13 protein-coding genes and 1 pseudogene are annotated in these 15,100 nt (G+C 65.6%); 8 read left to right on the forward strand and 6 right to left on the reverse strand.

Features of this window, described 5'->3' with window-relative positions:
- Together H8B02_RS35715 and H8B02_RS35720 are read right to left on the reverse strand one after the other, a co-directional pair.
- Positions 1 to 790: FAD binding domain-containing protein (locus tag H8B02_RS35715; RefSeq protein WP_229170535.1), on the reverse strand; the 790-nt coding region annotated here is incomplete at its 3' end.
- Entirely contained in the window at positions 787 to 1,284 is a 498-nt protein-coding gene (locus H8B02_RS35720; protein ID WP_207832169.1) for a (2Fe-2S)-binding protein, read from the reverse strand. The genes H8B02_RS35715 and H8B02_RS35720, both read right to left, overlap by 4 nt.
- Before the next feature lie 152 nt (positions 1,285 to 1,436).
- Here H8B02_RS35720 and H8B02_RS35725 point away from each other — a divergent pair.
- Positions 1,437 to 2,057, forward strand: a pseudogene (locus H8B02_RS35725) (TetR/AcrR family transcriptional regulator); the annotation flags it as partial.
- Positions 2,058 to 2,363: 306 nt separating this feature from the next.
- A complete protein-coding gene (locus tag H8B02_RS35730; RefSeq protein ID WP_229170536.1) occupies positions 2,364 to 5,495 on the forward strand; it encodes a multidrug efflux RND transporter permease subunit in 3,132 nt (1,043 codons plus the stop codon).
- A 24-nt stretch (positions 5,496 to 5,519) separates the two neighbouring features.
- Here H8B02_RS35730 and H8B02_RS35735 read toward each other — a convergent pair whose 3' ends face one another.
- Both H8B02_RS35735 and aptA read right to left on the reverse strand, forming a co-directional pair.
- Positions 5,520 to 6,785 (reverse strand): D-amino acid dehydrogenase, encoded by a 1,266-nt coding sequence (locus H8B02_RS35735; RefSeq protein ID WP_229170537.1) that lies wholly within the window; start codon positions 6,783 to 6,785, stop codon positions 5,520 to 5,522.
- 106 nt (positions 6,786 to 6,891) lie between these two features.
- Positions 6,892 to 8,220 carry an omega-aminotransferase AptA gene (gene aptA / locus H8B02_RS35740; protein ID WP_229170538.1) on the reverse strand — a complete coding sequence of 443 codons (1,329 nt, stop codon included), beginning with the start codon at positions 8,218 to 8,220 and terminating at the stop codon, positions 6,892 to 6,894.
- A 148-nt stretch (positions 8,221 to 8,368) separates the two neighbouring features.
- Between aptA and H8B02_RS35745 the strand changes: the two genes are divergently transcribed.
- The 3 genes from H8B02_RS35745 to H8B02_RS35755 all read left to right on the forward strand — a co-directional run bounded on the left by H8B02_RS35745 (position 8,369) and on the right by H8B02_RS35755 (position 11,025).
- On the forward strand, positions 8,369 to 8,917 hold the full coding sequence (locus tag H8B02_RS35745) for a cupin domain-containing protein (protein ID WP_018273259.1): 549 nt from the start codon (positions 8,369 to 8,371) through the stop codon (positions 8,915 to 8,917).
- Positions 8,918 to 8,984: 67 nt separating this feature from the next.
- On the forward strand, positions 8,985 to 10,523 hold the full coding sequence (locus H8B02_RS35750; RefSeq protein WP_229170539.1) for a lysozyme inhibitor LprI family protein: 1,539 nt from the start codon (positions 8,985 to 8,987) through the stop codon (positions 10,521 to 10,523).
- Between the two features lie 97 nt (positions 10,524 to 10,620).
- The gene (locus H8B02_RS35755; protein WP_229170540.1) at positions 10,621 to 11,025 is read left to right on the forward strand and encodes a DUF4864 domain-containing protein; all 405 of its coding nucleotides are present in this window, start codon (positions 10,621 to 10,623) and stop codon (positions 11,023 to 11,025) included.
- 87 nt (positions 11,026 to 11,112) lie between these two features.
- Here H8B02_RS35755 and H8B02_RS35760 read toward each other — a convergent pair whose 3' ends face one another.
- Positions 11,113 to 12,312 (reverse strand): MFS transporter, encoded by a 1,200-nt coding sequence (locus tag H8B02_RS35760; RefSeq protein WP_229170541.1) that lies wholly within the window; start codon positions 12,310 to 12,312, stop codon positions 11,113 to 11,115.
- 144 nt (positions 12,313 to 12,456) lie between these two features.
- Complete coding sequence (locus H8B02_RS35765) at positions 12,457 to 12,876, reverse strand: hypothetical protein (RefSeq protein WP_229170542.1); 420 nt, start codon at positions 12,874 to 12,876, stop codon at positions 12,457 to 12,459.
- Positions 12,877 to 13,166: 290 nt separating this feature from the next.
- Here H8B02_RS35765 and H8B02_RS35770 point away from each other — a divergent pair, with 290 nt between their 5' ends.
- From H8B02_RS35770 to H8B02_RS35780, 3 genes are all read left to right on the forward strand, one after another.
- The gene (locus H8B02_RS35770) at positions 13,167 to 13,376 is read left to right on the forward strand and encodes a hypothetical protein (RefSeq protein ID WP_212316398.1); all 210 of its coding nucleotides are present in this window, start codon (positions 13,167 to 13,169) and stop codon (positions 13,374 to 13,376) included.
- A gap of 104 nt (positions 13,377 to 13,480) precedes the next feature.
- A complete protein-coding gene (locus H8B02_RS35775) occupies positions 13,481 to 13,777 on the forward strand; it encodes a hypothetical protein (protein ID WP_229170543.1) in 297 nt (98 codons plus the stop codon).
- Between the two features lie 198 nt (positions 13,778 to 13,975).
- A partial coding sequence (locus tag H8B02_RS35780; protein WP_229170544.1) for an FHIPEP family type III secretion protein occupies positions 13,976 to 15,100 on the forward strand: 1,125 nt, incomplete at its 3' end.

The raw sequence follows: 15,100 nt of genomic DNA on the forward strand, positions 1-15,100 counted from the left end.
GCGCGAGGCGGGCCACACGGATCTTGCCGTCCTCGATGCGTAAGGCCGCCGCGGCCGAGACCACGGCGAAAGCGTAGGACGTGCGCTCGCGCACCTTGATGTAGCGGGAATGCCCGGCGAAACCTTGGGCTTCAGTCGGCAGCCGCAGCGCGACGATCAGGTCGCCGCGCTCCAGCGCGGTCTCGCGCTCCGGCGTTTCTCCGGGCAGACGATGCAGCGCCTCGAGCGGCAGCTCGCGCCGGCCGCCCTTGCCCTCGATCTCGACGACAGCATCGAGCCCGACCAGCGGCACGCAGAAGTCCGACGGATGGGTGGCGATGCAGCCCTCGCTCCAGCCGAGCACTGCGTGCAGGCGGTTCTCGCCCTTCAACGCATCGCAGCCGGCACCCGGCCAGCGCCGGTTGCAGGCGCTGCCGGCGTCGTAGAAATAGGCGCAGCGTGTCCGCTGCATCAGATTGCCGCCGACGGTCGCGGCATTGCGCAGCTGCGCCGATGCGCCCGACAGCAGCGCCTCGGCGACCGCGGGATAGTTGCGCGCGAACGCGGCGTCATGCGCGAGATCGGCGTTGCGCACCAGTGCGCCGATGCGCAAGCTACCATCGGCGAGATGCTCGATACGATCGAGCCCGGGCAGACGCGTGACGTCGACGAGGCGGCTCGGCCGGCTGACACCGCCCTTCATCAGGTCGAGCAGATTGGTGCCGGAGGCGAGATAGCTCGCGCCCTTTTCGGAAGCCGCCGCGACCGCGTCCGCGACGCTGGCCGGCCTGACATAGTCGAAGTTCATCATGCGGAGCGCCTCTGCTTGCTGGCGGTCATGTTGGATTGCGCCTCGAGCACGGCTTCGGTGATCCCCTGATAGGCGCCGCAGCGGCAGAGATTGCCGCTCATGCATTCGCGCACGCGCTCGGGGTCGTCGCCGGCCTGGCCTTCCTGGATCAGGCCGATGCCGCTCATGATCTGGCCCGGGGTGCAGAAGCCGCACTGGAAGCCGTCATGGGCGATGAAGGCGGCTTGCACCGGATGCAGTTCGCCGCCGCGCCCGACGCCTTCGATGGTGGTGATCTCGGCGCCGTCATGGCTGACGGCGAGCGCGAGGCAGGAATTGATGCGGCGGCCGTCGACCAGGATGGTGCAGGCGCCGCACTGGCCGCGGTCGCATCCCTTCTTGGTTCCGGTGAGGTCGAGCCGCTCGCGCAACAGGTCGAGCAGGGTGACGCGGGGGTCGTCGAGGGCAATGTCCCGGCGGACGCCGTTGATGGTGAGACTGAGTGGGAGATTCATGCAGTGCTCCGATCCGTGTATGGTCGGGTTGAGTCGAGGCAACGCGAACCCGTGGCCGCCGATGCATGATCGGCGCGCCTTGTCAGGTCCGTTGCTGGTCGCCATATACGGAGGCATCCTCCGTTTACAAGGGAGGGTGAAAAGAAAAAGGAATGGCCGGTTCATCACCAGAAATTGTCCGCAAGCCGCGCGCCGATGCCGTGCGCAATCGCGAGCGTGTGCTGGAAGCGGCCAAGGCCGTGTTCTCGGCCGGCGGCAGCGAGGCGAGCCTCGAGGCGGTCGCGCGCCATGCCGGCGTCGGCATCGGCACGCTGTATCGGCACTTCCCGACCCGGGAGGCGCTGTATGAGGCGGTCTACCGCCGCGAGGTCGAGCAGCTCGGCGACCTTGCCGAGCAATTGCAATGCGCGCCGGAGCCGGTCGCTGCGCTGCGCCGCTGGCTGCGCGCCAATGTGGAATTCGTCGCCACCAAGAAGGGCATGGTCGCAGCCCTTGCGCTGGTCGCGCATGGCTCGACCGAGCTGCACGCCTATTCGTTCGATCGCCTGACCAAGGCGATCGGCACCCTGCTCGCGCGCGCGGTGGCGGCCGGCGCGATCCGCAGCGACATCAGCGCCGAGGACGTGCTGCGCGCGCTGATCGGTATGTGTTACATGCACGACCAGCCGGGCTGGCAGACCACAGCGCTCAGGCTGTTGGATGTGTTCGTGGACGGGCTGCGGCTGCAGCCGGCGGGTGCAGCGGCATCCACGGCGAAACCCGCGAAGAAGAAGGCCGCCGGCCGCACTCGCCGTAGCTGCTACAAATATATCGTAATCAGAAATACTCCGCGCGAAGGCCACGTGTTTGGCGCGCGGATTCCGGCCATTGAACGAAGGTCGAATGGGCGATCCGGTGTTTCCATTCGCGCGTCGTCCCCGGGAATGACTATGCTGGCAAAAAACAGGTAGACGAGAAGGCCAACTCCGCGATCTGCCGATTGGCCATGGCGAGGAAAACGCGCGTTCGCGCTCGAGCTTTCGAGGACGACTCCCGCCGTTCGGGAAAAGATGCGCCTGCCGTTCATTTGGATTGCCGAAATGAACGAGAGCATCTCATCTCCGTTTATCCGCTACCCTATCGGCACCTCGCTGCTGATGGCCGGCATTCTGTTCGTCGGCATCGTCGCCTATCCATTGCTGCCGGTCGCGCCGCTGCCGCAGGTCGACTTTCCGACCATCCAGATCTCGGCGAGCCTGCCCGGCGCCAGCCCCGAAACCATGGCCTCCTCGGTTGCGCAGCCGCTGGAGCGGCAATTCGCGCAGATTCCCGGCATCGCGCAAATGACCTCGACGAGCTCACTCGGGTCGACCGCGGTCACCATTCAGTTCGATCTGAACCGCAACATCGACGGCGCCGCCAACGACATCCAGGCGGCGATCAATGCCGCCGGCGGCCAGCTGCCCAAGAACCTGCCGTCGCCGCCGACCTATCGCAAGGTCAACCCGGCGGACTCGCCGATCCTGCTGTTGTCGGCAACCTCCGACACCCTGCCGCTGATCAGGGTGAGCGATGCGGTCGACGCCCAGCTCGGGCAGCAGATCAGCCAGATTTCCGGCGTCGCCCAGGTGTTCATCGGCGGACAGCAGAAGCCCGCGATCCGCGTGCAGATCGATCCCGCCAAGCTGGTCGCCAAGGGGCTCTCGCTGGAAGACATCCGCAGCCAGATCGCCATCACGACGGTCGACAGCCCGAAGGGCAACATCGACGGCGCCAGCCGCGCCTACACGATCTACGCCAACGATCAGCTCCCGGACGCCAAAGACTGGAATGACGTCATCGTCGCCTACCGCAACGGCGGCCCGTTGCGGATTCGCGACATCGGCCAGGCCGTCGCCGGGCCCGAAGACATGAAGCAGGCCGCCTGGGCGGACGGCAAGCGCGGCGTCTTCCTCGTCATCTTCAAGCAACCCGGCGCCAACGTCATCGGCACGGTCGACAGGATCAAGGCGCAGCTTCCGAGACTGATTGCCGCCATTCCGCCCGCCATCAAGATCAAGATCATCAGCGACCGGACCTTGACCATCCGCGCCGCCGTCGAGGACGTGCAGATCACGCTGCTGATCACCATCGTTCTGGTCGTCATGGTGATCTTCATCTTCCTGCGCAGCTTCTGGGCCACGGTGATTCCCGCCGTCACCGTGCCGCTCGCGCTGCTCGGCGCCTGCGCGCTGATGTGGGTGTTCGGCTATACGCTCGACAACCTTTCGCTGATGGCGCTGACGATTGCGGTCGGCTTCGTGGTCGACGACGCCATCGTCATGCTGGAGAACATCACGCGATACGTCGAGCAGGGCGAGCGGCCGCTCGCCGCGGCACTGCGGGGCGCCGGCGAGATCGGATTCACGATCCTGTCGATCAGTATCTCATTGGTCGCGGTGCTGATCCCGCTGCTGCTGATGGGGGGCGTCATCGGCCGACTGTTCCGCGAGTTTGCGGTGACCCTGGCGATGGCGATCTTCGTCTCGCTGGTGGTGTCGCTGACGCTGACGCCGATGATGGCATCGCGCTTCCTGCGGGCGCACGGCGAAACCAGGCACGGCCGGCTCTACCAATGGAGCGAAGCGGCATTCGACCGGATGCTGCATGGCTATGAGCGCGGGATCGATCTGGCACTGAGCTGGAGCCGGACCACGCTCTGCATCTTCTTCGCGACGCTGGCACTGTCGGTCTATTTGTTCGTGATCATACCCAAGGGATTTTTCCCGCAACAGGACAACGGCTTCCTGAACGCCGTATCGGAGATGGCCCAGGACATCTCGTTCGCCGACATGAAGCAGCATCAGGAAGAACTCAGCCGGATCGTCCGGGCCGATCCCGCGGTCGACAGCATGGCCGAGTTCATCGGCGGCGGCGGTACCGCGCTGAATTCGGGCCGCATGTACATCACGCTGAAGCCGCACGAGGAGCGCGACGCGGACGCGCAGCAGATCATCGCACGGCTGCGACCGAAGCTCGAGGCCGTCGAGGGTGCACGCCTCTACATGCAGGCGTCCCAGGACGTCCGGCTCGGCGGCCGCGCTACCCGGACGCAGTTCGAATACACGCTGCAGGACGCCAACCTCGCCGAGCTGAACCAATGGGCGCCGAAGATCCTGGCCAGCATGAAGACCCTGCCCGAATTGCGCGACGTCGCCACCGACCAGCAGACCGAGGGAACGACGCTGACGATGACCATCGATCGCGACACCGCGTCGCGCTACGGCATCCAGCCGCAATTGATCGACGACACGCTGTACGACGCGTTCGGCCAGCGCCAAGTGGCCCAATACTTCACCCAGCTCAACAGCTATCACGTCATCCTGGAGATACTCCCCGAGTTGCAGGGCAAGCTCGACACGCTCAACAAGCTCTACATCAAGTCGCCGGCGACGGGCGACGAAGTCCCGCTCTCGGTGTTCTGCAAGTGGACGACGATTCCGGTGCGCCCGCTCGCAATCGCCCACCAGGGGCAGTTTCCTGCGACCACGATCAGCTTCAACCTCGCACAAGGGGTCGCGCTCGGCCAGGCCACCGATGCGATCCAGAACGCCGTCGCCAATCTGGGGGCTCCGGCGACGCTCAGCTCGAGCTTTCAGGGCACGGCGCAGGCCTTTCAGGAGTCACTGAGCTCGGTGCCGCTGCTGATCCTGGCTGCGCTGGTCGTGGTCTATCTGATCCTCGGCATGCTCTATGAAAGCTACATCCATCCGCTCACGATCTTGTCCACGCTGCCATCGGCCGGGGTCGGCGCGCTGGCGATCCTGATGGCGTTCGGGTTCGATTTCAGCCTGATCGCGCTGATCGGCATCATCCTCCTGATCGGGATCGTGAAGAAGAACGGCATCATGATGGTCGACTTCGCGATCGCCGCCGAACGCGAGGAGCACTTGTCGCCGCGGGACTCGATCCGGAAAGCGGCGCTCTTACGTTTCCGCCCGATCATGATGACGACGATGGCAGCCCTGCTCGGCGGCGTACCGCTGATGCTCGGCACCGGAACAGGCGCGGAAATTCGTCAGCCGCTCGGCTACGCGATGGTTGGCGGCCTGATCGTGAGCCAGGCGCTGACGCTGTTCACGACGCCGGTCGTGTATCTCTATCTCGACAGATTCTCGAACGCGCTTTCGAATTGGACGGCGACGAAACGAGACGACCGTGCCGAACCGCCCGTGAAGAACGCCGCCGAATAGCCATTCGCTCGCGACGATGAGGCCTTAGCCAAACCGGTGATCGTAGCGCTTGATCGACAGCTCCTTGGTGTCGATCTCGGGCTTCTTGCCGGAGAGCATGTCGGCCAGCACCCGGCCCGAGCCGCAGGCCATGGTCCAGCCGAGCGTGCCGTGGCCGGTGTTGAGGTGCAGATTCGCAAACCGTGTCGCGCCGATCACCGGCGGGCCGTCCGGCGTCATCGGGCGCAGGCCGCACCAGAAGGTGGCCTTGGGAAGGTCGCCACCGCGCGGAAACAGATCGGTCAGCGAATGGTCGAGCGTCGCGCGCCGCGCGTCGTAGAGCTTGGTCGAATAGCCCGAGATCTCGGCGGTGCCGCCGACCCGGATGCGGTCGCCGAGCCGGGTGATCGCGACCTTGTAACTCTCGTCCATCACGGTGGACTCAGGCGCGCCGCTCGCGTCCTTGATCGGCACCGTGATCGAATAGCCCTTCACCGGATAGACCGGCAGCGAGATGCCGAGCGGCCGCACCAGATGCGGCGAGTAGCTGCCGAGCGCCAGCACGTAGGCATCGGCGGTCATCAGGCCGGCGCTGGTCGCAACGCCGGTGATGCGGATGGCATCCGCGTTCAGGCCGTCGATGCCGACATTGAAGTTGAAGCGCACGCCGATCTTCTCGGCTTCCAGCGCGAGCGCCTGCGTGAACATGTGGCAGTCGCCGGTCTCGTCATGTGGCAGCCGCAGCCCGCCGGCGAACTTCTGCTTCACGCCGGCCAGCGCGGGCTCGGCTTTGATGCAGCCGTCACGGTCGAGCACCTCGAACGGGACGCCGTATTGCTTCAGCACGGCGATGTCATCGCCGGTGTGATCGAGCTGGGCCTGCTCGCGAAACAGCTGCAGCGTGCCCTGCGCACGCTCGTCGTAGCGGATGCCGATGTCATTGCGCAGCGCCTGCAGGCAGTCGCGGCTGTATTCCGCGATCGGGATCATCCGGCTCTTGTTCACCGCGTAGCGCGACGTGGTGCAGTTACGCAGCATCTTCAGCAGCCAGAGCCACATCACGGGATCGAGCTTCGGGCGGATCACCAGCGGGCCGTGCTTCATCAGCAGCCACTTCACGGCTTTCACCGGCACGCCGGGGCCGGCCCAGGGCGACGAATAGCCCGGCGACACTTCGCCGGCGTTGGCAAAGGAGGTTTCGAGCGCGGGCTTCGGCTGACGGTCGATCACCGTCACCTCATGGCCGGCACGCGCAAGATAGTAGGCCGAGGTGACGCCGATCACGCCACTGCCGAGAACAAGGACCTTCACTTTTCCTCACATCCTGCAGCGAAAACGCAATCGCCGCTGCGAAACCACTCTGCTTCGCAACGGCGACAGCAATTTGTAGAGCTAGCTAAAGCTTAGCTAGCAATTATCAGGCCACGCGCTTGATGGCGTCGCCGAGGATCGAGACGATGTCGTCGATATGCGACTTCTCGACGATCAAGGGCGGCGACAGCGCCAGCGAGTCGCCGCTCATGCGGAAGTAGAGGCCGCGATTGAAGCAATCGACCATGACGTCGTAACCGCGTGCACCGACGGCACCATCACGCGGCGCGAGCTCAACCGCGCCCATCAGGCCCTGGTTGCGGATGTCGACGACGTTCGGCAGACCCTTGAGCGAGTGCAGGCCATCGCGCCAGTAGTCGGAGAGCGAAGCGCCGCGGGTCAAGAGACCCTCGTCCTTGTAGATGTCGAGCGTGGCAAGACCCGCCGCGCAGGCCACCGGATGCGCCGAATAGGTGTAGCCGTGGAACAGCTCCATGGCGTTGTCCGGGCCGACCATCAGCCCGTCATGGACCTGGCGGCTGGCGAACACCGCGCCGCACGGCACGGTGCCGTTGGTGATGCCCTTGGCGGTCGTCATCATGTCCGGCGTCACGCCGTAGAAGTTGGCGGCGAACGGCGTGCCGAGGCGGCCGAAGCCGGTGATGACCTCGTCGAAGATCAACAGGATGCCGTGCTTGGTGCAGAGCTCGCGCAGGCGCTGCAGATAGCCCTTCGGCGCCGGCAGCACCGCGGTCGAACCGGGCACCGGCTCGACGATCACGGCCGCGATGGTGTCTGCGCCATGCAGCGCGACCATCCGCTCGACGTCGTCGGCGAGCTCGGCGCCATGGTCCGGCTGGTCCTTGGCGAAAGCGTTGCGGGCGAGATCATGGGTATGACGGATGTGGTCGACACCCGGCAGATGGGTCGCGAACTGGCGGCGGTTGGCGACCATGCCGCCGACCGACAGACCGCCGAAGCCGACGCCGTGATAGCCGCGCTCGCGGCCGATCAGGCGGGTGCGGGTCCCCTGCCCGTTGGCGCGATGATAGGCCAGCGCGATCTTCAGCGCGGTGTCGACCGATTCAGAGCCCGAATTGGTGAAGAAGATCCGATCCAGCCCCTTCGGGGCGATCTCGGCGAGGCGCTCGGCGAAATCGAACGCCAGCGGGTGGCCCATGTTGAAGGAGGGCGCGAAGTCCAGCGTGGACAGCTGGCGCTCGACGGCGGCCGCGATCTGCGGGCGGCCATGGCCGGCGTTGACGCACCAGAGACCGGCGGAGCCGTCGATCACCTGCCGGCCGTCGACCGAGGTGTAGTACATGCCCTTGGCGGAGGAGAACAGCCGCGGCGCTTTCTTGAACTGCCGGTTGGCCGTGAAGGGCATCCAGAACGAATCGGTCTTGATGGTGTTCGGAATCTGATGAACGGTCACGGCGGCGCTCCATTGCTGACTGCGCCTAGTCGGACCACTCTTCACGGCACTCAACAAGTCCTTTTCTGCCGCACCGCAAGCCATTGATCTTGTTGAGGCGGTCTGCGACTATTTGTTCGATCCGCAACACCTGCAACAGGGATCTCTTATGAGCGTCGACATCGGCGGTCGGCTTCGATTCATCCGCGCGCGGCACAAGCTGTCGCAGCGCGAGCTCGCCAAGCGCTCCGGCGTCACCAATTCGACGATTTCGCTGATCGAATCCAACCAGATGAACCCGTCGGTCGGCGCGCTGAAGCGCATCCTCGACGGCATCCCGATGGGGCTTGCGGAATTCTTCGCGATCGAGCCGGAGCGGCCGCGCAAGGCGTTCTACCGCGCCGATGAGCTGACCGAGATCGGCAAGAAGCCGATCTCCTACCTCCAGATCGGCGACAGCCTGTTCGGACGTGCGTTGCAGATCCTGAAAGAGCGCTACGAGCCCGGCAGCGACACCGGCCGGGTGCCGCTGGTGCATGAAGGCGAGGAAGGTGGCATCGTGGTCTCGGGCCGGCTCGAGGTCACGGTCGACGACGAGCGGCGGGTGCTCAATGCCGGCGACGCCTATTACTTCGAAAGCCGCCGCCCGCACCGCTTCCGCTGCATCGGCGCCAAGCCGTGCGAGGTGATTTCGGCCTGCACGCCGCCGACATTTTGAACCCGGCGCAGGCGCTGCGCGACCCAAGCCGCAAGGGCCGCATGTCGCGGCCTCGCGGGTGACGTCGATGCCTTGCTCCCCACGGCTTGCGGCCGCCGTCGCGGCCATCTCGGTCCTTGCGCCCGGCGCGTCGGCTGCGATGGACGATTTCCTGCGCGCATCGAGCAGTGCGCCGACCGCGATCAAGCTGTGCGGCAATAGCGGCGACGACCGGATCAAGACCGCGGACTGCAAGAAGGCCGGCTACGACAAGCTGGTGGCGCAGATCGACAAGGCCTTCGACGCGGCGCTCGGCAAACTGCCGGCCAATGTCAGGCCGCTGTTGAAGCGCGACCAGGCCTGGTTCAACGAGATGATCATCGATGCCGCGGACGTGCTGGCCGATACCGACCAGGACGAGCTGAAAGCAGGTTTTACCGCGGCCTTGCGCGGCCGCGCGGCCGCGCTTAAGGGCATGGCATCCGGCCGTCCGGGCCTGTCAGGCAACTGGGTCAATGCCTTCGGCCACCTCACGCTGACGCCGACCGAGGGCGGCGCCTATCGCCTAGCCGCCGATCTGCGCGGCGACTATGGCGGCGATCGCAGGCGAACCTGCAAGCTGACCGCCGATCTGAAGCCTTCGGGGACTGCCTGGCTCTCCAGCCCTGTGGTGATCGAGGTGGAGACGCCGCCCGATAAGCCCAAGACCAACATGGCGACCGATGCCACGGCGGCCTCAAGCAAGCCGCCGTCAATAAAACTCCGCCGCCAGGGCGAGACGCTGCGGATCGTCGGCACCATCGATGACGAGGAGTTTGACGGGCTCAACGACTGCTCGTCGATGTGGCAGGTCACCGGCAGCTATTTTGCCGCCGGCAAGGACGCGGCATCCGACAAGGCGGACACCGCGTTCGTCGCGCCGACCTTCGACTGCACCAGGCCCGAGACCGCGACCGACGAGGAAATCTGTGCCGATCCTGATCTCGCCGACAACGACCAGCGGCTGAACCGCGCCTGGAGGGCGCTGCAGCCGCGGCTCGACGAGGCGACGCGGCGCGCGCTGATCGAGGACCAGCGCAACTGGGTGAAGAGCCAGACCGAACAATACCCGGAATTCCTGCATCCGGCCTGGAACAAGCAGAGCTCGCAGGTGCACTTCACCGTCGACGCGCGCGATCACGTCAACGGCCTGCAGCGCGAACGCCTGGCGCTGCTCGAAGGCTTTGACGACAAGCGCAGCGGGCTTGCCGGCGTCTGGCTCGCCTATAACGCCATCATCAAGGTCACCGCCGAGAAAGACGGCACGCTGAAGGCGGCCGGATGGAAGTGGGACCAGGGCGACTGGAAGGCCGGCTGCGACTATGAGATGACGGGCAAGATCACCGGCGGCGCGTTCCGCTCCGACGAGCAGCGCAAGAATCCGGATACGCTCGAGCGCGACCATGCGATGCTGATCGTCAACCGGCAGGACGATGCCTTCGCCAGGAAGCGCACCGGGAAGGACGGCACCGACGACAGCGCCGACGAGGCGAAATGCAAGCGCCGGCTCGACAACTCCTCGACCGCGCGGCTGTTTCCCGCCCGCCCCTCGCCCGACATCGACAATTTCAAGGGCTCGATCCGCTGACGGAGGCGAGACCGCGCACCAACTAAACACCATTCCAACGGCCGAAACCGGCGTGTGATAGAGTGCGTATCTGCTGGCACCCAAGATGGAGTCCCGCATGCGCGTGATCGCCCTCATTGCCGCCGTTCTGGTCGCCCTCGCCTCACCCACTATCGCCGACGACGTTGGCGGCGCGCAGGACGTGATCCGCGCCCAGGAGCAGGCGTTCGGCCGCGACGACGCCGCGGCAGCCTATTCCTATGCCGCCCCCGCGATCCGGCAGATCTTTCCGCAGGCCGATATCTTCATGTCGATGGTGCAGAACCAATATGCGCCGGTCTATCGCCACCGGAGCTTCGAGTTCGGCGAGGCACAGAGTGCGGGCGACCGGATCGCGCAACGCGTTCACATCGTCGACGCCAATGGCGAGGCTTGGGAGGCGCTCTATACGCTGGAGCGGCAGGCCGACGGGAGCTTGAAGATCACCGGCTGCTCATTGCTGAAGGCCGGTCAGGCGGTGTGATCGAGGGTCGTTTCCTATTTGAGCATGATCCCCGCGCAAACGCTCATCGCGTTTGTCGCGAAGAAAACCGCTTCGCACTTTTCCGGATCATGCGACCGCCAGCCGCTGCCGCGACCGCATCAGGAGCAGCAGGATGATGCTGACATTGAGCAGGTTCCAGGCCAGGCCATTGGCGAAGGCCGCGGCATAGGAGCCGGTGGCGTCGAAGATCACGCCCGAGATCCAGCCGCCGAACGACATGCCGAACACCGAGGCGAAGATCACGATGCCGATCCGGGTCGCGGCCTCGGAGGCCGGCATCGCCTCGCGCACCATGATGGCGTAGCTCGGCACGATGCCGCCCTGGAACAGGCCGAACATCGCCGAGATGATGTAGAGCGAGGTCAGGCTGTCGAAGAACAGGTAGAACAGCAGCGCTGCGCCCTGCGCGATCGAGCCGATCAACAGCGTGCGGATGCCGCCGATCCTGTCGGCAAGGAAGCCGGAGCCGATCCGGCTGATGATGCCGAAGCCCAGCATCAGCGACAGCATCTCGGCGCCGCGCGCCACGCCGTAGCCGAGATCGCCGCAATAGGCGACGATGTGAACCTGCGGCATCGACATCGCCACGCAGCAGGAGATCGACGCCAGCGACAGGATCGCGGTCAGTGCGTTGGTGGAGAGCCGCATGTCGACCCGCGGCGGCGCCGCGTTGACATGGCTGCGCCGGGTCGCCGCGCCCATCAGCAGACGCAGCACCACGAGCGCAAGCACCATCGCGATCGCGGTGAAGATGCCGATCGCGATATGGGTGGTGCGCCAGCCGATGCTCTGCATCCCGAAATTGACCAGCGGCGGCCACACCGTGCCGCCGACATAATTGCCGCTGGCGGCGATCGCGACCGCAAGGCCGCGGTAACGCTCGAACCAATGCGAGGCCTCCGCCATCAGAGGGCCGAAGGTCGCGGCCGACGACAGGCCGATCGCGAAATGCAGCAGGATGAAGGCCCAGATCGACGGCGCGTAGCCGGCGCCGATATAGCCGAGGCCGAGAATGCCGATCCCGGCGCCGATCGCAGCGACGATGCCGTAGCGATCGCTGATCTTGCCGGTCACGACCTGGCCGAGGCCGAAGCCGAGCATCACCATCGTGAAGGCGAGCGACGCCGTTCCGCGGGTCGCGCCGAAGTCGGTCTGCACTGCCGGCAACGCCACCACGACCGACCACATGCCGACGCTGCCGAGCGAGCCGATCACCACGGCTATGGCAAGGCGCAGCCATGCCCGGCGCGAGTCGGGAATGAACACTGCGGCTTCAGGGGAAAATTCAGAAGAAATTACCACGGCGCGCGGAACTTCGTCGGCATTTGCCTCCGGGTCAAGCCGCATTGCCGAGAGATTAGGCATGCGCCAGCGAGGGGACGCATTGCCTTCACCGGCGCGTGAGGCGCCTCAATTGCCGTAGTTGGGATCCTGCGCCTGGAACGGACCGCACTTCGCACCGATGCCGAAGCGCTGATCGAAATCCACGGTGCCGCCGCCGACCGGTATGCGGGTCGGCGGCAAGCCGCGCGTGTACTGGTCGACGGTCACAGACTTCTTGTCCGCGCTCATCGTCACATGCACCGGCTCGAGGTCCTTGCCTTTGTTGAGCTCGGTCAGATCGAGCGTGTAGTAGCCGTCCGCTGTCTTGCCCGCAGCCATGCCGCCATGCGGCGCGAAGACGACGGATTGCGGCAGGTAGACCTCCATCAGGACGCCGTTACCCTTGCAGGCGATCATGCGGATCATCCAGGCCCGGTCGTCCGGTAGCGTCACGGCGGACGCCTGCACCGACAGCAGTGCGATCGCGGCAGCAATGCCTGCTGTCATGGTTCGACCTGCCCGGTTCGACATGGATGCCTCTGGCGGCTGATGGCGTTGCTGGCGTTTGGTCGGCGGCCGGGCCGCGAAAGTTCAATCCGCATCGTGCACCGCAGCGGTCGCAACGGACCGATCGACCGGGAATATCGTCCGTCGAACCGTGATCCATGCTGATGAGAAAAACTGCTACAATGCGAGCCGGTTCACATTGGCGGCTCGCCGTCCGGACCTATCATCCGTCCGGATGGCGCGCAGCTCGCAAGGTAAAGGATCGAAGCGCATATCGTCGGAGGATCGTCATGCATTCGTCGTCAGCAGAGTGGTTACCCGTTGCGTCAGCGCCGTCGGACCGGGAACTCGAGGTCTGTGTCCTCGACTATGACGGCATGGTGCACGCGCTGATGTTCCCGTGCCACCGGGACGGCGCCGAATGGGTCGATGATGCCGGCAGCAGGCATCTCGACATCCAGCCGACGCATTGGCGCAGATGGATGCTCTCAGCCAATTGACGCCGCCGTGATCGGTCTCGGCCAGCCGACGCCGACCTCGCGCCGGTCCGGATATTGAGCTAGACTTGCCACGTGAGGTTCAAGGGTGGGCCAGGAGGCTCGTCATGGAATCACACGTGATCCCCTTCGAAAATCGCTGGACCAACGGCAAGCATGCCTGGGAGTGGCATTGCGAGCTCGAGCGGCTGGGCGTGTCGACGGTCCGCGCGATGTATTGCGAGCATGAGACGCACCACCGCGACGAGCTTGCCGTGGTGTTCGACATTCCCGCGGGCTTTGTCCACGACTGGCTGGCCTTCCACGACCGGCGCGCCGCCCGGCAGCAATTGCTGTGGCGCGCCAGCGTCATCACGCTCGGCCTCATCGCCGCATCGGGCGTCGTGCTCGGCGCGCTGAGATAGCGGCAGCGAACCGGCTCCGAAGAACAGCCGGGCGCTCCGACCCGCCCGTCCGGGCCGGGATTCCCCATGTCCGGCCCCCTGCGACGACCTGCGCCCCACGCAAAACGCACTTATTAACCCTTTGCTAACCATACACCCGGCAAGAATTGCCGAGTGAAGTCGAGTGTCGTCGAACGCGTCTAACGGGCGGAGATCCCCGTGAACGCCAGCGCGGTGCCTCACTTTCGGAACGGCGGCCCTGCGGCCGTCGCGCAGACGCTTGGCGGCCGCGGCCGCCAGTCGCGGGGGAGAGCGGCTACCATGGTCGACGTCACGGCGGGTCAGGGCGCGGCGGGCAAGAGCGGATTGCCGAGCCTCGGCGAGATCGGCGACATCCTCAAGCGCGGCGATCTCGCGCTGGCGCTCGGCGTCCTCACCATCCTGGTGGTGCTGATCCTGCCGCTGCCCTCGATCGTGCTCGACCTGTTTTTGGCGGTCTCGATCACGATCTCGATCCTGATCCTGATGACCTCGCTGTTCATCCAGGCGCCGCTGGAATTCTCGTCGTTTCCGACCATCCTGCTGATCTCGACCATGATGCGGCTGTCGCTGAACATGGCCTCGACCCGGCTGATCCTGAGCCACGGCCACGAGGGCACGGCGGCTGCCGGCCACGTCATCGAGGCGTTCGGCAACTTCGTGATGGGCGGCAACTTCGTGATCGGCATCATCGTGTTCGCGATCCTGGTGATCGTGAACTTCGTGGTCATCACCAAGGGTTCGGGCCGTATCGCCGAAGTCGCGGCGCGCTTCCAATTGGACTCGATGCCCGGCAAGCAGATGGCGATCGACGCCGACCTGTCCGCCGGCCTGATCGACGAGAAGGCCGCCAAGGAACGCCGCAAGGCGCTGGAAGACGAGAGCGGCTTCTTCGGCGCCATGGACGGTGCCTCGAAATTCGTCCGCGGCGACGCCATCGCCGGGCTTCTGATCGTCGGCATCAACATCGTCGGCGGCATCATCATCGGCGTCGCCCAGCAGGGCCTCTCCTTCGGTGAAGCCGCCCGCACCTACACCGTGCTGACGGTCGGCGACGGCCTCGTCACCCAGGTGCCGGCGCTGATCGTCTCGACCGCAGCCGGCCTCCTGGTCTCCAAGGCCGGCATCACCGGCGCCGCCGACAAGGCGCTGATGCGTCAGCTCTCCGGCTATCCGCAGGCGCTCGGCATGTCGGCCGGCGTCATGCTGGTGCTGGCGCTGCTGCCGGGCATTCCGACGCTGCCGTTCCTGGCGCTCGGCTCCGGCGCCGCGGCGCTGGCCTGGAACGCGCGCAAGAAGAAGCGG

The sequence above is a fragment of the Bradyrhizobium altum genome (assembly GCF_020889705.1).
GTDB lineage: Bacteria > Pseudomonadota > Alphaproteobacteria > Rhizobiales > Xanthobacteraceae > Bradyrhizobium > Bradyrhizobium altum.